Genomic DNA, 20863 nt, shown 5'->3' on the forward strand with positions numbered 1-20863 from the left:
ATCAATCGCTAGATTGAGCGGTAATTACACCGCCAAACGAATTTGACGGCTGACGACGGGTAAAAATCAACAGCCTGCTAGAGGTCTTTGAGCTAACAGCGCAATAACCTAGGTTCAGTTCAACAAGATACCTTCAAAAGGTGAGAAACCACTTTGCTAATCTCGCTTATCCATTTGAACTGAGATAAAACGACTACCATCCCGATGAAAGCCCAGATATTGTGGTCACGATTCTTCCCAGCACAATATCTTGTATCTTTAGACTGGTTACGCTATGGTTAGCCGATATAGTCTGGTTACGGGGGAACAGACCGACAAATGGTGGCAAAAGGCAGATTATCTAGGCCAATGCATTCGCATCGTAATTTTTACAACCGATCGTAATAGCCAGAATTACTGCCCATATGAGAAGCCTGAAAAAGTGGTATTTCTTTGCAAAGTTTGGCACCTGGTGTCAAACAGGTGGTATTTTGGAATGTTGTTTTTCGAGTCATGGAAGTTGGCGGCGCTCAAGACCCTGAAGAGGTATGAGTGCAGCGAATTCATTCTCTAAAGAGTCAAAACTTATTTATTAGGGGTAAACAAAATGCACTGCACACACTGTTCTTCACTGATGGCCGAGATCGAGACACAGAAGGATGTGAAAATTGAACAGTTGCGTTATGAGTGCCCGGTTTGTCGACGAACACAGTTGGTGACAAGGACGTTGGATCAATGGAAGGATCATTTATCTTTAGAGTCAGGAAGGTTAGCAAGACAAGCGCTTCGATACACATAAGGTGCTTTCAGGAACACTCCTCACTACCTGCCATTGCAGGCGGGCGATGTCGCAATAGCACATCGCCCGGTTTTTCCTCTAACAGTTTGTATTTCTCTACTGTTTTCTAAAAATAATCATCCACCAATAAGGGCATGTATATTTTTTTAGGATCGTGGTCCGATTACCAAAGCAATACATCCCTATAGGCGACATAACATTCAGATGAGATGGGGGAGCTGACTGTTGCAGCCACATGGCAGATAAAAGAAATCTATAATTCATGTTATTTTATTCCTACAATTCCTTTATATATGGGCAGTTTTAATTCAGTTTGGTTACTAATAAAATCATTATAAAACACTTGAGGTATTTGAAATGTCGTTTCCCACTGCCGTTAACAGCCAAATCATAGACGCCGTCACTCAAGCACATAGTGCAGGCGGTGATGAAGCACTCTCAATAATCGCCGAACTGATGGAGAAAATTGCAAAGGGCCTTAATGGTGCCAGGCAAGGAGAGACCACAATAGATGACCTCTCAGACGCCTTTGAGAATGCTGAGGTGGCGCTACATGGTATTGTTGCAAAACTTGCCACAGGAAGAGAATAAGATTGTCACTAAATGGCATTCATTTTTTTCCGGAAGTTTAACCGGGTAAGCAATCGATGACAGTTCTCTGAAATATGACATCTGCCTGCACAGTTCTGTTATCCGGCAGATAATGCCTGTTAAGGAATCCAAACAAAACAGTTTAGATGGGACATCGACTTTGAGTCATGTCTGTAATCTCGTCTTCAGATAAATTCGTTGCCGGGACACCGATGATAATACCGGATGTATTGACTGGCCTTGGTAGTCTCATCTGTCACACCGCATACATTTTGCGTACAGCAACCGTATTTGAGTTCCAGCACATATGGGGAAAGCAGTTTAAGGGTTAGCCTGCGCTTGAGCTTTAATTTATCCTTTTACACGCTCTTACAACACACTACGCTAGTGGAATAAATCATGATCAGACACTTAGTCCATATTACCGTTCTGTTTTCTTTGGCAAGCTGTGCAACCATGGATAAGGATGAGTGCCGGGTTGCTGATTGGTACGTTATCGGATATGAGGATGGTGCCAAGGGTCATAGTCTCTCTTACCTCGGTAATCACCGAAAAGCCTGTGCCAGTCATGGTATAGCACCGGATTCAGAACTTTATGAGCAGGGACGGTTGGCTGGTCTGAATGAATACTGCACACGACAAAATGGCTTTGAACTTGGAAAGTCGGGTAGCAAGTTTAACCCTGTCTGCCTCCCACCCCTCACCAAGGTGTTTAAGCAGGCTTGGCAGGATGGGCGTGAGGTCTATGACGCCAAATCCAAACTGTTGGCAAGTGAACGCAGATTGAAACAGCAGCAAAAACTGGTCGATACACTATACCAGCAGCTTAAGGATTCTGAGGCCAGATTGATCAGTGATGGAATTAGCAGTAAACAACGCAGAGCACTTTTGGTTGAAGTCAAAGAACTAAACGACGAGTTGGATATAGCGGAGATCAAACTGACTGAGTTCCAGGATAGAGTAACGTATGAACGCAACAACTTGGAGGAAGTGGAGGAACGTTACCGCTACTAAACAACTAGGGCCTGTTAACACTAATCCAATGCACCCTGTTGTGCCTGAAAAAGCGCCAATCAAGGCGCACCCCAAGGGCACTTCCTTCGGGGCGCAACCCGAAGGGCTGGGGCTGTTTTTGCGCCCAGCGGCGTTATCATTCGCTCATGTAGTATAACTACACCTCGCTCATTCTGCCTTGCTGGGCACGAAAACAGCCCCAGCAGGGCGTATTGGATTAGTGTTAACAGGCCCTAGAACTGTGTGTGCCGTCGTCTCTCTTTATCACAACCGTGATTGCAGTTCGCGGATGTGGGAAATTGTACCCTTTGAACCTAAACCGCGGCGCTTCAGATCGTCTTTATTCTTCGTATCCAGGAAATAGGTCACGAGAAGACTGTCGATACCACACTTTTTTGCACCCAAGTGTTCGTTGCTGCTGCCATCCCCGACAAAAAGGGCCTGGTTTGAATTAATCTCCATTTCAGCCAGAGCCATCCGATAGATTTCTGGCTCAGGTTTTTTTACCCCATGCTTACAACTGAAGTGCGCTGTTTTGAATAGTGGCGCAAGAGGCGAATCGGACCATGCGCGAACCTCACCCGTCGAGGCATTGGAAATAAGCCCCAGTGACAGACCCCTATCATTAAGCCTCTCAAGTGCTTTTATGATACCTGGTTCTATATCGGTCAATGCCGTATCAAAGCGTATCTGACGCACTTCTGCGGCCTTACGAATTGTGGAGAGTGGGATGGTTGGGTCGAGACTGTGCGCCATGCGCCTAACGGTTTCTACAGGATCGGTTTCGCTCAGTATATCGTGGTGTTCACTGAAACACGCCTGATTCCATGCCTTGCGATCCAAGTCCAAGATATCAGCCGTGTAACGGCCTCCGTCGCCCGCGGCCTTTGAGACACTGATCAGGGTGCCGAAAAGATCAAACAAAATGGCCTTGTATGGTGATTTCATGATTTTCTGTTTGATTGAGATCTGTAACACATTCGTATTTACTCCGGTCAATTCGCAGATGGCAATATGATTATTGAATTGTCATATGACTTTACACACATATTTTTTGTGGTAATTACAGTCCCCTCCCAACCTGACACTATACTGACAAGACTGCCTGTCTTAATGATATATAAAAGGGAGAAACGCATGTCCATCATTGTGAATGGTAAGACGATCAACCTTGACGAGGAAGGCTTTCTCGTTAACCTGGAGGACTGGGACGAAGATGTGGCTGAACATCTGGCTAAAAACGAGGGTTTGGAGATTTCTACGGAACACTCGCTGCTGATTCATAAGGCCAGAGAGTTCTACCTCGAAAAGCAGAACACTCCTTCAACTCGAGAGGTTATTCATATGATTGCGGATAATCTGGGCCAGGATCCGATAGTGGACAGACGCTCGATCGATAAATATCTCTATCAACTGTTTCCGCATGGCCCTGACAAGCAACTTGCCAAGCTTGCCGGTCTCCCTAAGCCACTGCCATCAGACACGGAAGCCTAGAACGACTCAGATAAAGGTAGCCCATAAACACTGTATTTCGTGTTGGTATGAAAGCGCTTCATCCGGATATATAAAAGCGGTCTGGACTGTTATCTAGCTATGTAAGCAACTTACAGACCCGGAATCCAGCACACTGTTTTGAACTGTTTTGTGGATTCCGGGTTGTATCGAAAAAGATGCGTTTACTTTCTGAACCTCTGATCGATTCAAATTTTAATGACCATGTCACGCCCTGAGTCAGTCAACGTTCTTTTATCAGGTTGACGTTTATATTCAATATCGAAGTTTATGCAGGTAAGATTATAGTCATTACCCTGACAACACTTCTCTCACCCTTCACTATAAAATGATTCTATGCCAACTATTTCGAACTTGCGAGTACCACCAGGACTGACCACAACACGGAACGCGGATCGGCCATCAGATAGAAAAAGAAGGTTGTTACGGATCTTACAACTGATGTTGTTGTTTTTGAGGCATACAGTTATACGTCCTGCTGTGTGACTACTGTCAACTGATTATTTCTGGATAGCTTGTAATTATAAATAATCTGGACAACGCTAGGTTACGAGATTGCAGTATTTTAATATTACCCGATTATGTACTCCGCAAATTTTCTATCCTCTTTAACCGTATGACTTATAAACCACATTTTTAAAAAGTCTATCACCTGGATTGCTTCGATATGTCCCTCCTCAAAAAGCAATTTATTCTTATTCAAGCCGTCAATGAGTTTATTGTGTTCATGCAAACCCGGATAGCCAGAACGCTGCATTAAGTTTTCTTCGCTCACGAAGTGGAAATGGGTATATAAACCCAGTTCGACAAAGAGAGACTTCTGGTACGGGAAGTCACTACTGTTTTTTAACTCATCTGCAAGCCTGGTAATCAACCTGAAGAAATATTGATGTTGCAGGTCTATCTCTTTGATACCAAGTTCATATTCTTTTGACCAGCCTTGTAGTCTATTTTGCATTATTCTGACTCACCCTATCTAACTCATCATCACCACAACATACCCAGTTTTTCAAAAGTGATTTTGCCTCATATAATTTCTCATCTGCTTCTACTATAAGTTGTCTGGCGGATTGGTTAATTGTGGCTTTCATGGCAGCACATCCAATACTGGCAGTAACTAGATTTTTCTGTCCGATTTCTTTATTTTGCCTGGATATATGTTCTACAGCTGAGCGGATACGTTCAGCTATCTTAAAAGTGATTTGCAAGCTGCATTCTGGTAGTACTACAACAAAATCCTCACCATCATCGCGTGCAACTATGTCACCCGGTCTCTGTAATAACACCGACAGACAGTGTTCCACCTTTTTTAGATACTCTTCACCTCTACTGTGTCCATACATGTCGTTATAGACTTTAAATCCATCCAGGTCGATTATCAGTATCGCAATATACGATCCCCCGCGTATTGCCCGTCTCCACTCCAGCTCAAGTGTATCGTCTAACCTGCGACGGTTGGGTATACGAGTCAGCGGATCTATATTTAAGAGTTGCTCCAACAGATCCGTTCTATATTTGGCAGTAAGGTGGCTATTGATTTTTGCCTTTATAACAGACAGGCTGAATGGTTTTATTAATAAGTCTTCCGCTCCTGAAGATAGTGCATTAATCTCATGATTTGGATCCTGCCTGTTGGCAATCAGAACCACTGGAATATTTGCGGTATTGGGAATTTCCTTTAGTGTCCGGCAGACATCAAGTCCATCACCTGCGTACTTGAACGGATCCAATATAACCAGGTCCGGATATTGATGTCGATTTAGCAGACATTTCAGATCATCAACGGAACTGGCACACGTAGTATTGTAATCGTTCTTAAATAATCGATTTAAGACTGGGATGTTTTCATCGTCATTATCGAATATAAGCAAATGCGCGTTTGATAGTTCATATCCTGATTTTTGTGCTTCTTTATACACGATATTATATTTCTGCATATAATTTATTTTTTATTTGCTATATTCACTTCTTCTGTCCTTATTAAGTATGCACAAAACCATTCATTGTCATTCGACTGGTGACTGTGAAGTTTAGTTATAGATCCATCTTGATTCCCTGCACGAAGAGACCCGAGGCCAATTCGCTGTTTCTTGAACCCTAACCATTTCTGTTCGTCTGAATTAATATATAGATCCCTTGCAATTCAACCACAAAAGCGGACATCTGCTGTCTTTGAATCAAAGCGCCGGCATCTTGCCTTTTCATGAACAATGCTTAACGCAACCTATAAATATACCGAAAATCGGATTATGATAACCCGTTACCGGTTAATTGAACGGTAGCGCAGTGAAAGTTTACAATCCTGTAACAATTACACCTTAGTGGATCTATGGATAATCCGGCGAATTGAGGGTTTGGAATGGTTTCTTTGGCGCTTAACTTTCCAGATCCCATTGTTTGGATCTTGTATACTTCAGATCTTTAGATTTATCAATCAAGGCGGATATTATCTGGATTAGTGTACAACGTAACTGAATTGAGAATCACAACGATATGGTTATTTATGTGGTTCGCATACGAGAAGCTTTCGAATTAGAAACACATTACCATACACTCAGTAGATACAGGCATCAGTATCCACAATAGACTCCATACGCAGCCATGCCTGCGCACAGGCCGTAGGGTCGTATGTGCTACCCTCTTTTATTGCTGTGATTAACATTTGCATGTTAACAGCGTGCCCGCTGTTCACACTGAAAAAGTTTCTCAGCAACCTGTCCAGCACTTCTTTTCCCAACTTGTACTCAAGGTGTTTGAAGAAAAATGCACCTTTCATATAGGGTGCCGCGCCATATAGGCCATCCTCCAGTATATCTATCTCATTACAACCCTCTGGCCAGGCAATCTTGTTCTCATTGCTGTTTTGTAACAGATCGAGTCTGTTTTCATATGATTGCCAAATTTGATTACCATATTCCTCACCGGCAACCTCATTGAGCGCCCGAGCCGCAAGATAGGATGCAATACCCTCAGATAAGACGAAATCCTCCCAGCATCCAATACGAACACCATTGCCAAACCAGCCATGAGAGGCCTCATGCGCATGTACCACCGGATTGTTCAAGGATTCGCCGGCTATATGCCAAAATGGGTGATGTTCCAGGCCACCAAACCCACCCGCGGGCCATTTTACAGAGACACTAGCCACTTTCTCACCGAAGAGATAATCTCCGTATGTCTGTTCATACCAGTCGAAGACATCTCTCAGATACCGGGTTCCATTCAGAGCTTTTTCTGCCTCATCAGGAAAATAGTAGACACCCACCTCGGTACCGTTTGCCGTTATACCAAGCATGCTGTAATCGTAATCACCAACAGCCCAAGCCAACATATATGAAGGGGCATCGGCAGTAATCAATTCAGGATATATACTGATATCGCCATCTGGTATTCCACTAACCACCAATTCAAAACCACTTCCTTCAGCTGGTTGCGACTTGCATGGAAAAATATTGCCGCAGTAATATGGCCAGGTGAAAGTTACACCGCTGTCAAGTATACCGTCAAAGTTATGATGCAGATTAAGGTAGTACTCTATTGTTATCGTCTGCGGCCCAACTGACAGAGGAATACCCACATCTAGCTGACCTAGTTTTGCATTAAACTTCAGTTGATCGCCATCTGAGACAACATTGATGATCGTCAGATCACCAATCTCAAACGAGGCAGCTGATGATAATAGTGAACCCGACAGGACCAGGTCGGCAATTCCCGTCATTGTTTCTAGATCAATATTCAGACTGGTATGCAAGATATCCCTGGACCAGTCAGTCGAAGTATCCGGGAGGTCATCGCCGCCTGCATCACTCCTATCAGTGACACATGCAGTCAATAGTGAAGTTAGCAGCAGAAAAAATACCGATAATTGCAATGCACGTTCACACACAGGCGTCGGCATGTACCTTAAATATAGTGACCGGCTGGTTGATACATCCATGAAACTGTAACTCTTAATTCCCATTCAACAATAAAAGATGTTCATGCGTTGATATAAACAACAGCCGTTTTTTCTGCTATTGGTTTGGGTAAGGCAGATCAAACAGCATTGTCGGGCATTTCTTTGATATAGAGATCCTGTTTTGCAAAGGGAATCTCTATACCTTCCATTAAAAACCGTTTATAAACAGCTGAATTAAGGGCATCCAACACGCGGCCACGTAATTCAGGATTGTCAACCCAGCAAAGCAGTTCAAAATCCAGGGAGGATGCGCCGAAGGCCCTAAACCTCACACGCGACTCAGGTTGATCGCAGACCGTCTCTGACTCACGAGCCACGGACATTAAAACATCCCGCACCTGGTCAATGTCAGAGCTATAGGCGACACCCACCGCAACTCTGATGCGGTACTTTACATGCGGCCCACCTGACTCATTGACGACCTTCGAGTTGCCCATAATTGAATTCGGTATCGTCACCTCAACATCATCCCGAGTTAGCAGACGTGTGCTGCGAATTCCAATGTGGGTGACTTTGCCCCGTATGCCACCCCCATCATCCAAGACAACATAATCACCGATCTTATAAGGTGAGTCCGCCATAATGAAGACACCGGAAAACAGATTGGCCAGTGTATCTTTCGCTGCAAAGCCAATGGCGATACCCGCGATACCCGCAGATGCCAACCACGCCGTCATATCTACATGCCATGACTGAAATATGAAATAGACGGCGAATACAATAATGGTTATGGCGGCGATATTGGTAAAGAGTGGAAGCGTTTGAGGTCTCACCACTGCATTCGGCTTAGCCCTGCGACTGGCTTCAGACAACAACAGTTTTGAAATCCTGACAGCAAACAGCATCCATAACAATATCAGAACAGAAATAACGAAGGATACCAGTGTACTGCGAACACTCTCATCGATCCCCATCATTGACGATGAGGCGACAATACCAATCAGGGCCAATGTCCAGAACAACGGACTGCGTAGATATTGTACTATCAGGTCATCGATATGGGTTGAAGTATGGGAAGTAAGTCTTCTGACCAACGGCATCACGATCCACTCAACCACCTTGGCCAAAACAATAAAGATCAGCAATACAATCAGACCCTTTACCCAAGGGTGATTGCCGAACAACGCTATTACCGGCTCTAACTGATCAGGTACATCTATCTTATCAACCAGTTGCTCCATGCCAGACTTCAATGCCGATTCCACTGGCTCGCCGGATTCCAATATCTCTGTATCTTCGTTTTCACTCGCCATGGCCACATTCAATCCTTATTTTGAAATTGTTCATAGAAGCGTCATTCGATATTCGATCATTAACAACGACACTATAACAGGACAGACTCAATACACCACAACAAGACTGAGCCCGCTATCGATGACACCTCAAATTAAAACTTTACGATATAATATTGTCTTGCCATTTTTATCTGATATTAACGTTTGTTCACCATTTACGACAGCCTCATCACGGCTGATCGCACCATGTTTTCAGTATAAATCTTCAATATCCGCCTGGTCCTTTTACTGGTCTCTTTACAGCATAGGACAGACTTTTTTCCAACCGCATTCGCTCAACCGGCACTCAACGCACCATTCCGCTACAATACAATTCAGGTCCGGCATCCCCGATTTCATCTGACGGGTTGCCATCACTGATTAACGCTCGTGTCCTGACAATTTCTTTTTTGGGAGGAGAGATGAACTGGAAGCAGGCATATCGTTCTTTTTACTATCAAGGCGCACCTGACCCTCAGGATCTCAATCTTCGCTATCAAAACACCGCATTGCTGACCATTGACATACAGAATATTTACATGAAACCTGCTGAAGACCCAATTGAACGAACACGTTGGGCACCGTTTAGAAAGCGAATGAACGAGATCGTCATTCCCGCCACCCGCGATCTGCAGGACCGCTTTCGCCGAAAAGAGATGGATGTCCTCCATGCCCGCATTGCCTGCCTCCTCGATGACGGGCGCGATCGGTCACTCAGTCAAAAGAAACCCGGCTGGAACTACCTGCTGCTGCCGCTAAATACGGAAGACTCGCAAATAGTGCCTGAGTTAAGCCCTGCAGCAGGAGAGATCGTCGTAAGCAAAACAACAGACAGCGCGCTTACCGGTACCAACCTTAGATTAGTGCTGCACAATATGGGAATCGAAAATGTCATCATGTGCGGCATATTTACCGACCAGTGTGTCTCTTCCACTGTGAGAAGCCTTGCAGACGAGAGCTTTAATGTAGTAGTTGTTGAAGACTGCTGCGCGGCAGGTACCGATGAACTACACTATCGGGAGCTGGAAATCATCAATATGATCTATTGCCACGTCATGTCCAGTAAAGAACTAATAGATATCATGGATCTGGCATAATCAATCTTCGTGTAAGCCGATTCTAAAAGTACCAGTTATATAGCTTCCGGCTACACGATGGATATATCCAATCACTCTTTGGACACCTCATTGTTATTATGATCTTGGATTGCATGCTTTACCCCACACAATGGTATAAATATGAAAGCGATATGGAATGGCGGATTACTGGCCGAAAGCAACAAAACCCTGATCGTTGAGGGCAACCATTACTTCCCTCCTGATTCATTAAACCGAGAGTACTTCAGAAACAGTGATACGACGTCAATGTGTGTCTGGAAAGGCATGGCCAATTATTACACAATCTGTGTCGGCGACAAGATCAATCGGGATGCGGCCTGGTACTACCCCTCACCTTCATCGGCGGCCGAGGAGATCAAGAACTATGTGGCATTTTGGCATGGTGTGGAGGTCACCGAATGATGAAAAGCCGCATGGCCGGACGGCCCCGACCACGGCTTTCCATCGTACAGCCACTCAGGTTTTTTGACCAAGCAGACGATTGCCCAACTGCCGCAATCCTTTTACGGCCTTATCCGTGTTCCATAACGCATTCGTCATATAGCGAAAATCAGTCATTACCGCCAATTGCCTGGGAACCCACCACAATCTGCGGGAAGGTCCTGCCGCCGGTACGCTCAACCATTTCGGTGAGAATCTTGGGATCTTCAGTGACATCCAGCTCTACATAGGCGATACCGCGCGACTCCAACAACGCCTTTGCATGACTGCAATAGGGACAGTTCGGCTTGGTGTAAATGGATACGTCAGTCATTTTCTCTCTCCGTTATTAGTTAACACGGAGGCTATTATCAAGCTTACTTACAAGACTAACTATGACTATTTATGTTTTTTTTATGTCTATTCGTCTAATTTTGCTAAATTTATGGATATGGATGTACTGAGCGAAATATTACAGTCGCTGCACCTCAAGGCGAGCGTTTTTCTACACGCCTGTTTTCGTGGAGATTGGGCAGTGGACACATCAGGCCAGCGTCGCGCCACGTTCCACCTGGTAGCCAACGGAGGGTGCTGGCTGCACATGCCTGATCGGGAGGAGCCGATTGCGCTCGCCGGCGACGACCTGATCGTCTTTCCACACGACGCCCAACATACCATCAGTAACAGCCAACTCCCGATTGCCGAGGACTTTCCCCGCAATCAGTTGCCCGACGAGTCATCCACGGGTCCCGGTGTCACTTTGATTTGCGGTTATTTCGACTTTGACCGGGATAGTTGAAATCCACTCGTCGACGCGCTGCCGGCCGTCATGATCATCCGTAATGACGGCACCACTGGCGTTCCCTTCTCCCATTCATTACGGCAGCTGTTGATTCATGAGATCGAGGCCACACAGCTTGGTGGAGCGTTGGTGATCGATAAACTGTCGGAGGTCATGTTTATCAATACGATAAGACATTACTTGAAAAACAGCAGTCATGTGGGATTCATCGCCGCACTGGCCGATGAGAAGATAGGCAAGACCTTGAGCAGGATTCACGAATCGCCCTCGCATAACTGGAATGTCGAACGCCTGGCACAAGTTGCCGGTATGTCTCGCTCGGCTTTCTCCGGACGCTTCAACCACCTCGTCGGGTTGTCGCCAATGCACTATCTGAGCCGCTGGCGCATGACCCAGGCCCATCAACTCTTTCAGACCGGAAACCACTCTGTGACTCAGGTTGCTGCACTCTCCGGCTACCAGTCGGAAGCCGCATTCGCAAAGGCGTTTAAAAGACAGTTCGGTTATGGCCCGGGAGTGGCAAGGAAAAACAGACCGCCAAACCAGACCGAAACCGGGTCATAGTGCATCACGCACCCTTTCCAGGCGGCTTTTTACATCCCTTGCCAGATCGGCGATTTTCTCTCCTTCCACGAGTTGCAACACGGCAACCGGGTCCATGAAGGCAACTGTAATCCCACCGTCCTTCTCCTGACGAATGACTACATTACAGGGCAATAAAAGGCCGATATCCGGTTCAGCATCGAGGGCCTGATTCGCCAATGATGGGTTGCAGGCGCCCAATATCTTATAGGGACGTTTATCGATACCCAGCTTCTTCTTCATCGTCGCCTGGACGTCAATCTCCGTCAGCACCCCGAATCCTTCATTTTTCAGGGCCTCCACGACCCGAGTTTCAACCCGCTCCAGATCACCTTCAACACTGGTTTTAAAGCTATACATAAAACACCTCTTGTATATATATGCTTAGACACATTCGTTGTGGCAGACAATGCTCCGTAAACTACCCGAGGATAGCATTGATAAACGCCAAATAGGCCCCATGAGAATTATGTGTTCCTTCCCGTCGTTGGAGCCGTTGACCTGATTTAGCCGATTCATACAGGCTAGCTTGGCCTGCAACCGATCGTCATGGCCATGGGGTAGAAAGTGAAGAAATAGAGCCTACTGCCGACAACTGGAATTGACTACACTTGATAATGTTTAATTGAGGGCTATCACAGTGACTCTTGGACCTGTTCGCTATATTAGATACCTGGCAAGGAGCCTGTTTCTGACGCTCCTTTTCTCGGCCCCCCTCCTGGCCAACAAATTCGAAACCATCGGTGGAGGCGTCTCAGGCTCGACCCGGGTCAAGATCGAATACCTGCAGGTAATCGCCTACGCCGCAGGCGGGATCTTTCTGATCGCCGGGATTCTAACGATTGTGATGCACAACAGCAATGCACAGACATTGAACTATACGATGTGGAAACCCTCCGCCGCGGTATTCTTTCTGTTGAGTATCGGCGCATTCGCGGCAGCCGTTCTGATGAAATAGGGCCGATACGCCTATGTGCAACAGCAACCCCCGCATGCGGAGGCAGGATCGACACACTGCGTGATAGGTCGAGATCCCCGGGATTGGAACAACCATCAGACAACCAAACCATCTTATGTGGGAAAATCACCGGCATATTTATCGATCCATTCCAGGGCTGCCTCTTCTCCCGTGAGATCGCGTCCCTGTGACTGTTTAATGCTTTGCTTATAGTGTTCGATATAACAGAGCTGCTCTACCATGCGTACCGCATAGGCCGTCTCCTCCTCAGAGAATTTGATGCCTACAAGATAATTGTCCCGTTCCTTATGGCACCATACCACGATACCTGTGGCGTGAAATTGGGGCGGTGTAATGGGGATAGCGATATGGATCTCGGTGCCGGCATCTATCTTCACATCGGACATAAAACAGAGCCCGCCTTCACTGTAGTTAGTCAAGGTTTCACGATTGGTTGAGGCTTGCCCACCAATCTGGAAATCGATCGGCACATCAGTCGGATGTCGGATATATAGGCGCATTTCTGTTTTTTCTCACCACAATCCAGGACTGTGGCAAATCCTGATAACACGATTAGCGAGAACAACTCCTGTTATCATAATCCTGGTTATAACAAAAGCAAAGGAAGCGGATTTTTGCAAGTTACGATGAAATTCACTATGACTGCTAAAGTGGCTCTTCAGATCCACATCCTTTTTTTCGTGAAGTATTACAGTCAATTCGGAATGAATGGCCTGTCTCCCTGTTTAACCGGGTTGCAAGATGTCATCCATGAACACAGAATCTGAGCCATGACAAGAATGACATTACAAGACACGCTAAGCCGCCTGATCAATGCCGCTTCAGTCAGCAGCGTCAACCCCGCCTGGGATATGAGCAACCGGGAGGTCATCGAGCATCTCGAGAGCTGGTTCGATGCCTTGGGTTTCAGGACCGAAGTACTCACCATTCCCGGTCATCCTGACAAATTCAATCTCATCGCCAGTGCCGGCCAGGGGAATGAGGGCCTGGTGCTTTCGGGCCATACCGATACCGTTCCCTTCGATGAAGCTAAATGGCACAGTGATCCGCTGAAACTGCAAGAAAGGGATGGGCGTTTCTACGGTATGGGAAGCGCTGACATGAAGGTTTTTTTTGCCGTGATAATCGAAGCGATTCGGGAAGTGCCACTGCAGCAACTGAAACAGCCTCTGGTCATCATCGCCACAGCGGATGAAGAGAGTACGATGTGTGGCGCAAAGTCACTCACCGATCTGCATCGCCGGCTGGGACGTCATGCGATTATAGGTGAGCCTACCGACATGAAACCGGTAAGGCAGCACAAAGGCATATCCATGGAGTCGATTCGGATCAACGGCAGGTCGGGGCACTCAAGTGATCCCTCCCTCGGAGTGAATGCCCTGGATGCTATGTATCAGGTGCTTGGCGAAGTCATCCAATGGCGAAGCGAATTGCAACAGCGATATCGAAACCAGGCCTTCAAGGTCGCGTTTCCGACGCTCAATCTGGGCCATATCCATGGCGGGGACAACCCGAATCGGATCTGCGGTCAGTGCGAACTGCAGTTCGATCTTCGTCCATTACCCGGGATGTCCCTGGATAGTCTGCGTGGTGAATTGAGGCAGAGGCTGAGTAAATGTCTGCATGACGCCGACTTAAACTGGGAGTTGACGCCGGTCTTCGACGGCATCCCGGCAATGGAGACGCCGCGGGATGCTGCAATTGTCCAAGCTGTGGAACAACTCACCGGCGCCGAATCGGGAGCGGTTGCCTTCGGTACTGAAGGCCCCTTTTTCAACAGCATGGGAATGCAGACTGTTATCTGCGGCCCCGGCAGTATCGAACAGGCCCACCAGCCGGACGAATATCTGCCGCTAAAACATATTCAACCCGCGATCAACCTGATACAGTCACTGATCAGGCAATTCTGTTTATAGACAATGGGTTAAACTGTATGACAAAACCCACGAACAATGCTCCAGACAGCTTCGTCGACTGGTTTCGGGGCTCATCCCCTTATATCCATGCCCATCGAGGCCGTACCTTCATCATCTCCTTCGGGGGAGAGGCGGTTGTGGATGCCGGATTCGCCAACCTGATACACGACATCGCCCTCTTGCATGGTTTGGGAATACGCCTCGTATTGGTTCACGGCGCCCGCCCTCAAATCGAGGAACGACTCAAGACCCGGGGTGTGAAAACAGCATATGTCGAAGGCCTGCGCGTCACCGACAATGCTGCATTGACCTGTGTAAAAGAGGCTGCCGGATCGGTACGGGTGGAAATAGAAGCCCTGTTGTCGATGGGATTGGCAAACTCGCCCATGGCGGGTGTCCGTATCCGGGCTGCCTCGGGAAACTTTGTCACCGCCAAGCCGATCGGCGTCAGGAACGGCATCGACTACTGTCATACCGGTGAGGTTCGGCGTGTGGACGCAACAGGGCTGGAACAACGGTTACAGGCAGGGGCCATCGCCATTGTACCGCCGCTGGGGTACTCACCTACAGGCGAGGTATTCAATCTGAGATCAGCCGATGTCGCCGCATCGGTGGCAGTTGCATTGGGCGCCGAAAAACTGATCTCTCTTGTCGAAGCCAAAGGGGTGACTGATTCACGCAACCAGCTGATTACGAACATAGTTCCAAAACAGGTTGATGTGTTGCTGCAACGGCGTAAAAAGTTACCGGATGATCTCAGGCAGCATCTCGAGGCAGCCGTCTATGCATGCCGCAGTGGCGTCAAGCGCATCCATATCGTCAACCGTAAGCGAGACGGGGCGCTGCTGAATGAGCTCTTCACCCGGGACGGTATCGGCACGCTTATCACCGCCGAGCCCTATGAAGAGACCCGTACTGCCCGTATCGATGATGTGGGCGGCCTACTGGAACTGATTGAGCCACTTGAGAAGACAGGTGTTCTGGTTCGTCGTTCCCGTGAGCTGCTGGAGACAGAGATCGACGGTTTCACCCTAATGGAGAGGGATGGCATGGCGATTGCGTGTGCCGCACTCTTCCCCTATCCCAAGGAGGCGATGGCCGAACTGGCCTGTGTGGTGGTACATCCCGACTATCGGGGCAGTGATCGGGGTGACCGGCTGTTGGCGTATATGGAAAGGAAAGCGCAGCAAACCGGGATAGATAAGCTTTTCATATTGACCACCCAAGCCGCTCACTGGTTCAGGGAGCGGGGTTTTGTACAGGCCAATCTGCGTGACCTGCCAATGCGCAAACAGGCACTCTACAACTACCGTCGTAACGCAAAAGTCTTCATGAAGAAGATCTGAGCCGGCCAATCGCAGAACGGCCCCCCCGGGAAGTTCCGGGGCGGCCCCCAATTTCCCTACTAAAATACTCTGTTATATTCATGGATCTCCTGCTAATAATAGTTTCGTGGTCTGAAAACAGACGAGGAGACAACCATGACAGAGGCAGTAGCGGACCTCCAGCGCCTAACCGGCTATACCCTGCTGTGTATGGGCTTTATGTTGTTGATCATTAACCATGTGAGCATTGTTTTGGGAGATCCCTGGCTTATACCGGAGTTTCTAAAGCTTCAATAGACAATGGGTTTCACGCCTCAGCACCCTTTTTAAAGAAAGGATACCAGGCCGCGCGGGGCTAGCTTTGTTGCAATCCCGGCACCGCCGATGAGATTGAAGCCTGGTTTAAAGATAATATTCTATTCCGCAGCAGCCATTCCTATTTCTTCATTGCAAATGATATACCGATCCTTACCTTGTCTCTTCGCGTCATCTCTGCGGTTATCAACCAGTTCCAACATGCTGGACCATTCCTCAATATCATCGGCAGATCTTTCGCAAACCCCGATACTGGCCGTGACCGGACGCCCGTCAGGCAGGGTGCCGAGGCCCTGATTGAGAACTCGTTGCGCAATAATCCTTGCCCCCTTGCAATCCGTACCCGGCAAAATCATCATAAATACCTTTTCCCCCCAATGGACCAGCATATCGTTGTGGCGCAGGCCATCGGACAATATATCGGCTGCTTCCAGCACGACATGATCATAAGTCGCGTAGTCAAATTCAGCGATGATGTTCTGCACATTATCGAGGTCAACAAGCGCGATACTCAGAAATTCATTTTGTAATTTAGCCTGCTGAAAGGCCTTTGCCAGACTCTGCACTCCGGACTTTCTGGTCTGCGCACCCGTCACGGGATCGTGATCCGTACGTGTTATTATTGAGATCATATACTGCAACTGTATCGTGGATGTAAATAAGACAATCCCCAGAATGATTATCAGCAGCCACAAGGTCGGCAATAGCTCCAATGCCGGTACAGTCGAGTAGTAACTCCAACCTGTCACAGTCAACATGGCTATCAGCAGCGCCAATACCGCACACTCCAGGAGTGTCAGAGGAAACAAACCCAACAGGCCGACTGCGATGTAGGGCAAAAGTGTATATAGCGCCAGCGGAAGATGATAAACACTTTCTGGTGGAACCATCGCCAGATAGTGAGCAGAGGCGAAGAATGTCAGCGGCAGATTGATCAGCATACCCGCCAGCAGGAGCAGACTCGTTTTAAGCGTGGCCTGTTCTGTACGATAACGTGCCAGATAGACAAAATGTGCAGTCGACAACAACCTGATCACCACAATCGGCCAAAACAGATTTAATGGCAGAAGCAGAAAATCGATGACCAGCCAGAGGGGAATCAAGATTGATAACAGTGAAGCGATAAAGCGTATTCGTTCAAGCAACAGTTCAGCGCGATGCTTGCGCATATACGCCGGATGCTCATCCGAGGAAATGAGTTTATCCAGTTCACCTATCGAGTAGATGCGGGAGTTATCACCGAGATGTTGAATAAATGATCTGAATACCGACATGGTCTGTTCCATTGGGTCAGGGGACCCCAATCTTATTTATTTTAAAGACATATATAAAGGGTGCATTTACAACAGGCACCGTTCAAAAAGCTAAACATCAACAATTTTTATAGACAAATACCAAAGCCTGTCAATATTGGCTTGCCTGACGCTGTCGTGATCGAAAGATGTTGATCAATGCATGAGCGGTATCCTGGCATAACCTAAAAGTCACTCACAAAAAATGACAGCAGACACCTCTTATCGAAGCATCTGCCGCCAAGCTCTGGCAAAACATTGATACAGTGAAAAAGTATAGGCTAATGGCTCCGAAAAGACCTTATCGCTCCAATTCAATCTCTTCGACGGAAGCATCCCCGTCCCGGTCCTTTATCTTGGCCCTTTCGCCGATATTCAACTGACTGAAAAATGAGTCAGCGTCTGTCAGATCATCATCCAGCTTGTATTCCGTAGCTTCATACACAGTGAATACAGCGCCGACCAGGGTAACAGAAACCTGGCTGCTGAAAGCATCGATCGGTGCCTCTACTTTTGTCGCGGACGACTCATCCTCCCGCTCTATACTGATGGCAATATACTGATCACCCATGCGCTTAAGCTCCACCTCAACATAATCTCCATCCATCAACTCATTGAGATTAAAGCTACCATCGTCATCCTGATCAAAATCGGAACTATCCTCAAACAGTGTCGAGTTATCGGTCACAATATCCAAACCCTGACTGTTACCCAGGTCCAGGGTAACCGTACCATTCTTCGCATCGACGCTTTGAACACCGCTCACCCGAGCTTTAATTTCAATCTCGCCGTCTTCAGCCTCTATCTTTTCAGTGATCAAGATGTCGCCCTGCATATAACCTTCGACTTCCACCTCCATCCCTGCATCGAGGTTACCTTCGAGTGTATCGGGTTCATAGCGTGTATCCGGGGAAATATCGATCTGGACACCATTCACTGAAAATCCACCAATTCCGTCGTCTGAAAGAATCCCGCGCAGTGAAACCTCCTCGTCATCATCATCGAGAAGATCGCTGTCATCGCTCTCGATGCGAACAACCTCAGTAGAACCCCCGCTGCTGTCAAGCTTCAGCTCAACAAACAGGCCGAGAGGATCTGCGGGTATATCCAAATCGACAGTTGAACTGATGGGATACGGCCCGGCTACCACTCCGTTCTGCAATACCAGCGTGATCTCGCTGCCGTCATAACTGGTAACCGTTCCCTTTATCTCATAATCGCTATCATTATCGTTCTGCAGTTCAAGCCGAGATGCGACAATCTGACTGCCATCGAAAAATCCACTGACTTCGATCTCTTGTCCCTCAGCAAGGCCTTCAAACGATGCCCCGTCATCGAACACAGTACTGCCGGCATCCACCATGACAGCCATCCTTAAGATGGTAAAAGTGGCCATTTCTCTGTTTTTCACAAGAGATCCGCTATCTATCGGGCCCTCCAGGTCATCGTCATAGGTAATGACATTGGCGACACCCGTCATATCATCCCGATTTACTGATCCTTCCACCCGCACCTTCATTCCCACCGCCAGCGATGAATCGTCATAGCCCTGTTCGTCGTCGACCCGATATTGGGTATGTGAAGTATCGAACCTGATGCCATTGACATAAACACTGCCAAACCCGTCGATCCTGCCAACGGTGATGAAATCACCGCCGCTGCTGGTAGCGCTGTCACCGCTCCCACCACCACCACAGGCCCCAAGCAAAGCGACAAGAAAGGTGGAAGAAAGCAATACTGATTTAGACTGGATCATTAGCACATCCTCCGCTACACACATTCCTTGGCAAAGGCGTTGTATATAGTTGTATGTGAAAAATATTGGGAATTATTTCCCATTTGCATATGAAGTATATGATGAATCCAGAATTGTTCAAGTGGATTTTTATTAATATTTGATTAAGGCACCTACCATGGATAAATTCTTTAACACTCTGAATATAAAAAATTATTTATGATTTTCACCCATACCGGCACAACATGGATGACAGCAATGTAGGGAAGGTGATTCCCGCTTGACAGCCGATGATCTGTGCCAAATCGATGTCCTTCCGTGGTGGCAACACCGCCACCAGCCCAAATCTCACTCATTGACACCTGTGTAATAGAGAGTGGGAGCGATCAACAGCCTCGATACGGGGCAGTTCTCATACCTCATATCGGACCTTTGTAAATGCATGGAAACAACTAGGGCCTGTTAACACTAATCCAATACACCCTGCTGGGGCTGTTTTTGTGCCCAGCAAGGCAGAATGAGCGAGGTGTAGTTATGCTACATGAGCGAATGATAACGCCGCTGGGCGCAAAAACAGCCCCAGCCCTTCGGGTTGCGCCTGAAAAAGCGCCACTCGACGTTGCTCGTCGCTCATTTGGAATAACCAAACCTCTCTCCTCGCGCCCCGAAGGAAGTGCCCTTGGGGTGCGCCTTGATTGGCGCTTTTTCAGGCACAACAGGGTGTATTGGATTAGTGTTAACAGGCCCTACATGAACACTCAAACAGCAACGCGACTCAATCTATGACAGCCGAAAATTTCGAACACAAACTGTTGTGCGGGATCGTCTATAATCGTATGCATGGAACCGCTTGACACTGGAAAAGTCTCCCTCTGTATAGAAGATGGTCGCTATCTGCATGCTGTCATCTATACGAATGGAGAACTGGCAGAACAGGATATCAAACCCGTCACTGACTATTTGGACAGGTTCACTCTTCCGCTTCCCACACTCATCGTTAGAAAGGGGCGCTACGCTATCTCAATTCCTGTGCAGATAGCCATGCTTCAGCAGACGAAAAGACGCTTGAAGGCAGTTGCCTTCTTAGAACGGGATCACAAGGATGTAATCATGACGCGCATTGCAGCCAATACCTATTTCAAGGATATCCCGGTAAAGTCCTTCTATGACGAGGAGGAGGCGGTCAACTGGCTGTCGCAACACTTTTATCAGACCCCATTACTGAGCGACGCGCAAAACAGCGCATAGACGC

Annotated in this window: 21 protein-coding genes and 1 pseudogene; 12 read left to right on the top strand and 10 right to left on the bottom strand. The window is 47.4% G+C overall.

Annotated elements, in window-relative coordinates:
- Window positions 1-1135 precede the first annotated feature (1135 nt).
- Together CODIS_RS02620 and CODIS_RS02625 are read left to right on the top strand one after the other, a co-directional pair.
- Window positions 1136-1369: a hypothetical protein gene (locus CODIS_RS02620; RefSeq protein ID WP_069121186.1), complete on the top strand. Its 234-nt coding sequence runs from the start codon at window positions 1136-1138 to the stop codon at window positions 1367-1369.
- Window positions 1370-1768: 399 nt separating this feature from the next.
- Complete coding sequence (locus tag CODIS_RS02625) at window positions 1769-2383, top strand: DUF2799 domain-containing protein (protein ID WP_083220511.1); 615 nt, start codon at window positions 1769-1771, stop codon at window positions 2381-2383.
- A gap of 264 nt (window positions 2384-2647) precedes the next feature.
- On the opposite strand, the gene CODIS_RS02630 is transcribed toward CODIS_RS02625, so the two are convergent.
- Window positions 2648-3331 (bottom strand): HAD family hydrolase, encoded by a 684-nt coding sequence (locus tag CODIS_RS02630; protein WP_154722989.1) that lies wholly within the window; start codon window positions 3329-3331, stop codon window positions 2648-2650.
- 189 nt (window positions 3332-3520) lie between these two features.
- On the opposite strand from CODIS_RS02630, the gene CODIS_RS02635 reads away from it, so the two are divergent.
- The gene (locus CODIS_RS02635; RefSeq protein WP_069121428.1) at window positions 3521-3877 is read left to right on the top strand and encodes a TusE/DsrC/DsvC family sulfur relay protein; all 357 of its coding nucleotides are present in this window, start codon (window positions 3521-3523) and stop codon (window positions 3875-3877) included.
- Window positions 3878-4466: 589 nt separating this feature from the next.
- On the opposite strand, the gene CODIS_RS02640 is transcribed toward CODIS_RS02635, so the two are convergent.
- The 4 genes from CODIS_RS02640 to CODIS_RS02655 form a co-directional block, all read right to left on the bottom strand.
- Window positions 4467-4853, bottom strand: a complete 387-nt coding sequence (locus CODIS_RS02640; protein ID WP_069121189.1) for a bacteriohemerythrin — start codon at window positions 4851-4853, stop codon at window positions 4467-4469.
- A complete protein-coding gene (locus CODIS_RS02645; RefSeq protein ID WP_162420101.1) occupies window positions 4843-5814 on the bottom strand; it encodes a GGDEF domain-containing protein in 972 nt (323 codons plus the stop codon). Before CODIS_RS02645 ends, CODIS_RS02640 begins: the two co-directional genes overlap by 11 nt.
- A gap of 635 nt (window positions 5815-6449) precedes the next feature.
- Window positions 6450-7832, bottom strand: coding sequence for a M1 family aminopeptidase (locus CODIS_RS02650; protein ID WP_162420103.1), 1383 nt, complete (start codon window positions 7830-7832; stop codon window positions 6450-6452).
- 98 nt (window positions 7833-7930) lie between these two features.
- Window positions 7931-9106 carry a mechanosensitive ion channel family protein gene (locus tag CODIS_RS02655; protein WP_235615109.1) on the bottom strand — a complete coding sequence of 392 codons (1176 nt, stop codon included), beginning with the start codon at window positions 9104-9106 and terminating at the stop codon, window positions 7931-7933.
- 443 nt (window positions 9107-9549) lie between these two features.
- Here CODIS_RS02655 and CODIS_RS02660 point away from each other — a divergent pair, with 443 nt between their 5' ends.
- On the top strand, window positions 9550-10224 hold the full coding sequence (locus CODIS_RS02660) for a cysteine hydrolase family protein (protein WP_069121191.1): 675 nt from the start codon (window positions 9550-9552) through the stop codon (window positions 10222-10224).
- A 141-nt stretch (window positions 10225-10365) separates the two neighbouring features.
- The gene (locus tag CODIS_RS02665) at window positions 10366-10647 is read left to right on the top strand and encodes a DUF427 domain-containing protein (RefSeq protein ID WP_069121192.1); all 282 of its coding nucleotides are present in this window, start codon (window positions 10366-10368) and stop codon (window positions 10645-10647) included.
- A 148-nt stretch (window positions 10648-10795) separates the two neighbouring features.
- Here the strand turns inward: CODIS_RS02665 and CODIS_RS02670 are convergent, their stop codons facing one another.
- Complete coding sequence (locus CODIS_RS02670; RefSeq protein ID WP_069121193.1) at window positions 10796-10999, bottom strand: glutaredoxin domain-containing protein; 204 nt, start codon at window positions 10997-10999, stop codon at window positions 10796-10798.
- A gap of 117 nt (window positions 11000-11116) precedes the next feature.
- On the opposite strand from CODIS_RS02670, the pseudogene CODIS_RS20355 reads away from it, so the two are divergent.
- Together CODIS_RS20355 and CODIS_RS21485 are read left to right on the top strand one after the other, a co-directional pair.
- Window positions 11117-11638, top strand: a pseudogene (locus tag CODIS_RS20355) (cupin domain-containing protein); the annotation flags it as partial.
- A complete protein-coding gene (locus CODIS_RS21485; RefSeq protein WP_268805688.1) occupies window positions 11621-12031 on the top strand; it encodes a helix-turn-helix transcriptional regulator in 411 nt (136 codons plus the stop codon). The pseudogene CODIS_RS20355 and the gene CODIS_RS21485, both read left to right, overlap by 18 nt.
- Here CODIS_RS21485 and CODIS_RS02685 read toward each other — a convergent pair.
- Window positions 12026-12409, bottom strand: coding sequence for a DUF302 domain-containing protein (locus tag CODIS_RS02685; RefSeq protein ID WP_069121196.1), 384 nt, complete (start codon window positions 12407-12409; stop codon window positions 12026-12028). The two genes, CODIS_RS21485 and CODIS_RS02685, sit on opposite strands and share 6 nt — an antisense overlap.
- Before the next feature lie 280 nt (window positions 12410-12689).
- Between CODIS_RS02685 and CODIS_RS02690 the strand changes: the two genes are divergently transcribed.
- Window positions 12690-13007, top strand: coding sequence for a hypothetical protein (locus tag CODIS_RS02690; protein ID WP_069121197.1), 318 nt, complete (start codon window positions 12690-12692; stop codon window positions 13005-13007).
- Between the two features lie 113 nt (window positions 13008-13120).
- Here CODIS_RS02690 and CODIS_RS02695 read toward each other — a convergent pair whose 3' ends face one another.
- Complete coding sequence (locus tag CODIS_RS02695) at window positions 13121-13528, bottom strand: PilZ domain-containing protein (RefSeq protein ID WP_069121198.1); 408 nt, start codon at window positions 13526-13528, stop codon at window positions 13121-13123.
- A gap of 270 nt (window positions 13529-13798) precedes the next feature.
- Here CODIS_RS02695 and argE point away from each other — a divergent pair, with 270 nt between their 5' ends.
- From argE to CODIS_RS20805, 3 genes are all read left to right on the top strand, one after another.
- The gene (gene argE / locus CODIS_RS02700) at window positions 13799-14944 is read left to right on the top strand and encodes an acetylornithine deacetylase (RefSeq protein ID WP_069121199.1); all 1146 of its coding nucleotides are present in this window, start codon (window positions 13799-13801) and stop codon (window positions 14942-14944) included.
- 17 nt (window positions 14945-14961) lie between these two features.
- Window positions 14962-16290, top strand: a complete 1329-nt coding sequence (argA, locus tag CODIS_RS02705; protein ID WP_069121200.1) for an amino-acid N-acetyltransferase — start codon at window positions 14962-14964, stop codon at window positions 16288-16290.
- A gap of 135 nt (window positions 16291-16425) precedes the next feature.
- The gene (locus CODIS_RS20805; protein ID WP_154722990.1) at window positions 16426-16566 is read left to right on the top strand and encodes a hypothetical protein; all 141 of its coding nucleotides are present in this window, start codon (window positions 16426-16428) and stop codon (window positions 16564-16566) included.
- Between the two features lie 119 nt (window positions 16567-16685).
- Here the strand turns inward: CODIS_RS20805 and CODIS_RS02710 are convergent, their stop codons facing one another.
- Complete coding sequence (locus tag CODIS_RS02710) at window positions 16686-17858, bottom strand: GGDEF domain-containing protein (RefSeq protein WP_069121201.1); 1173 nt, start codon at window positions 17856-17858, stop codon at window positions 16686-16688.
- A 319-nt stretch (window positions 17859-18177) separates the two neighbouring features.
- Window positions 18178-19632, bottom strand: coding sequence for a DUF5666 domain-containing protein (locus CODIS_RS02715; protein ID WP_069121202.1), 1455 nt, complete (start codon window positions 19630-19632; stop codon window positions 18178-18180).
- A gap of 819 nt (window positions 19633-20451) precedes the next feature.
- On the opposite strand from CODIS_RS02715, the gene CODIS_RS02720 reads away from it, so the two are divergent.
- The gene (locus tag CODIS_RS02720) at window positions 20452-20859 is read left to right on the top strand and encodes a DUF7793 family protein (protein ID WP_069121203.1); all 408 of its coding nucleotides are present in this window, start codon (window positions 20452-20454) and stop codon (window positions 20857-20859) included.
- Window positions 20860-20863 lie beyond the last annotated feature (4 nt).

This window comes from Candidatus Thiodiazotropha endolucinida (assembly GCF_001715975.1).
In the GTDB taxonomy this organism is placed as follows: Bacteria; Pseudomonadota; Gammaproteobacteria; order Chromatiales; family Chromatiaceae; genus Thiodiazotropha; species Thiodiazotropha endolucinida.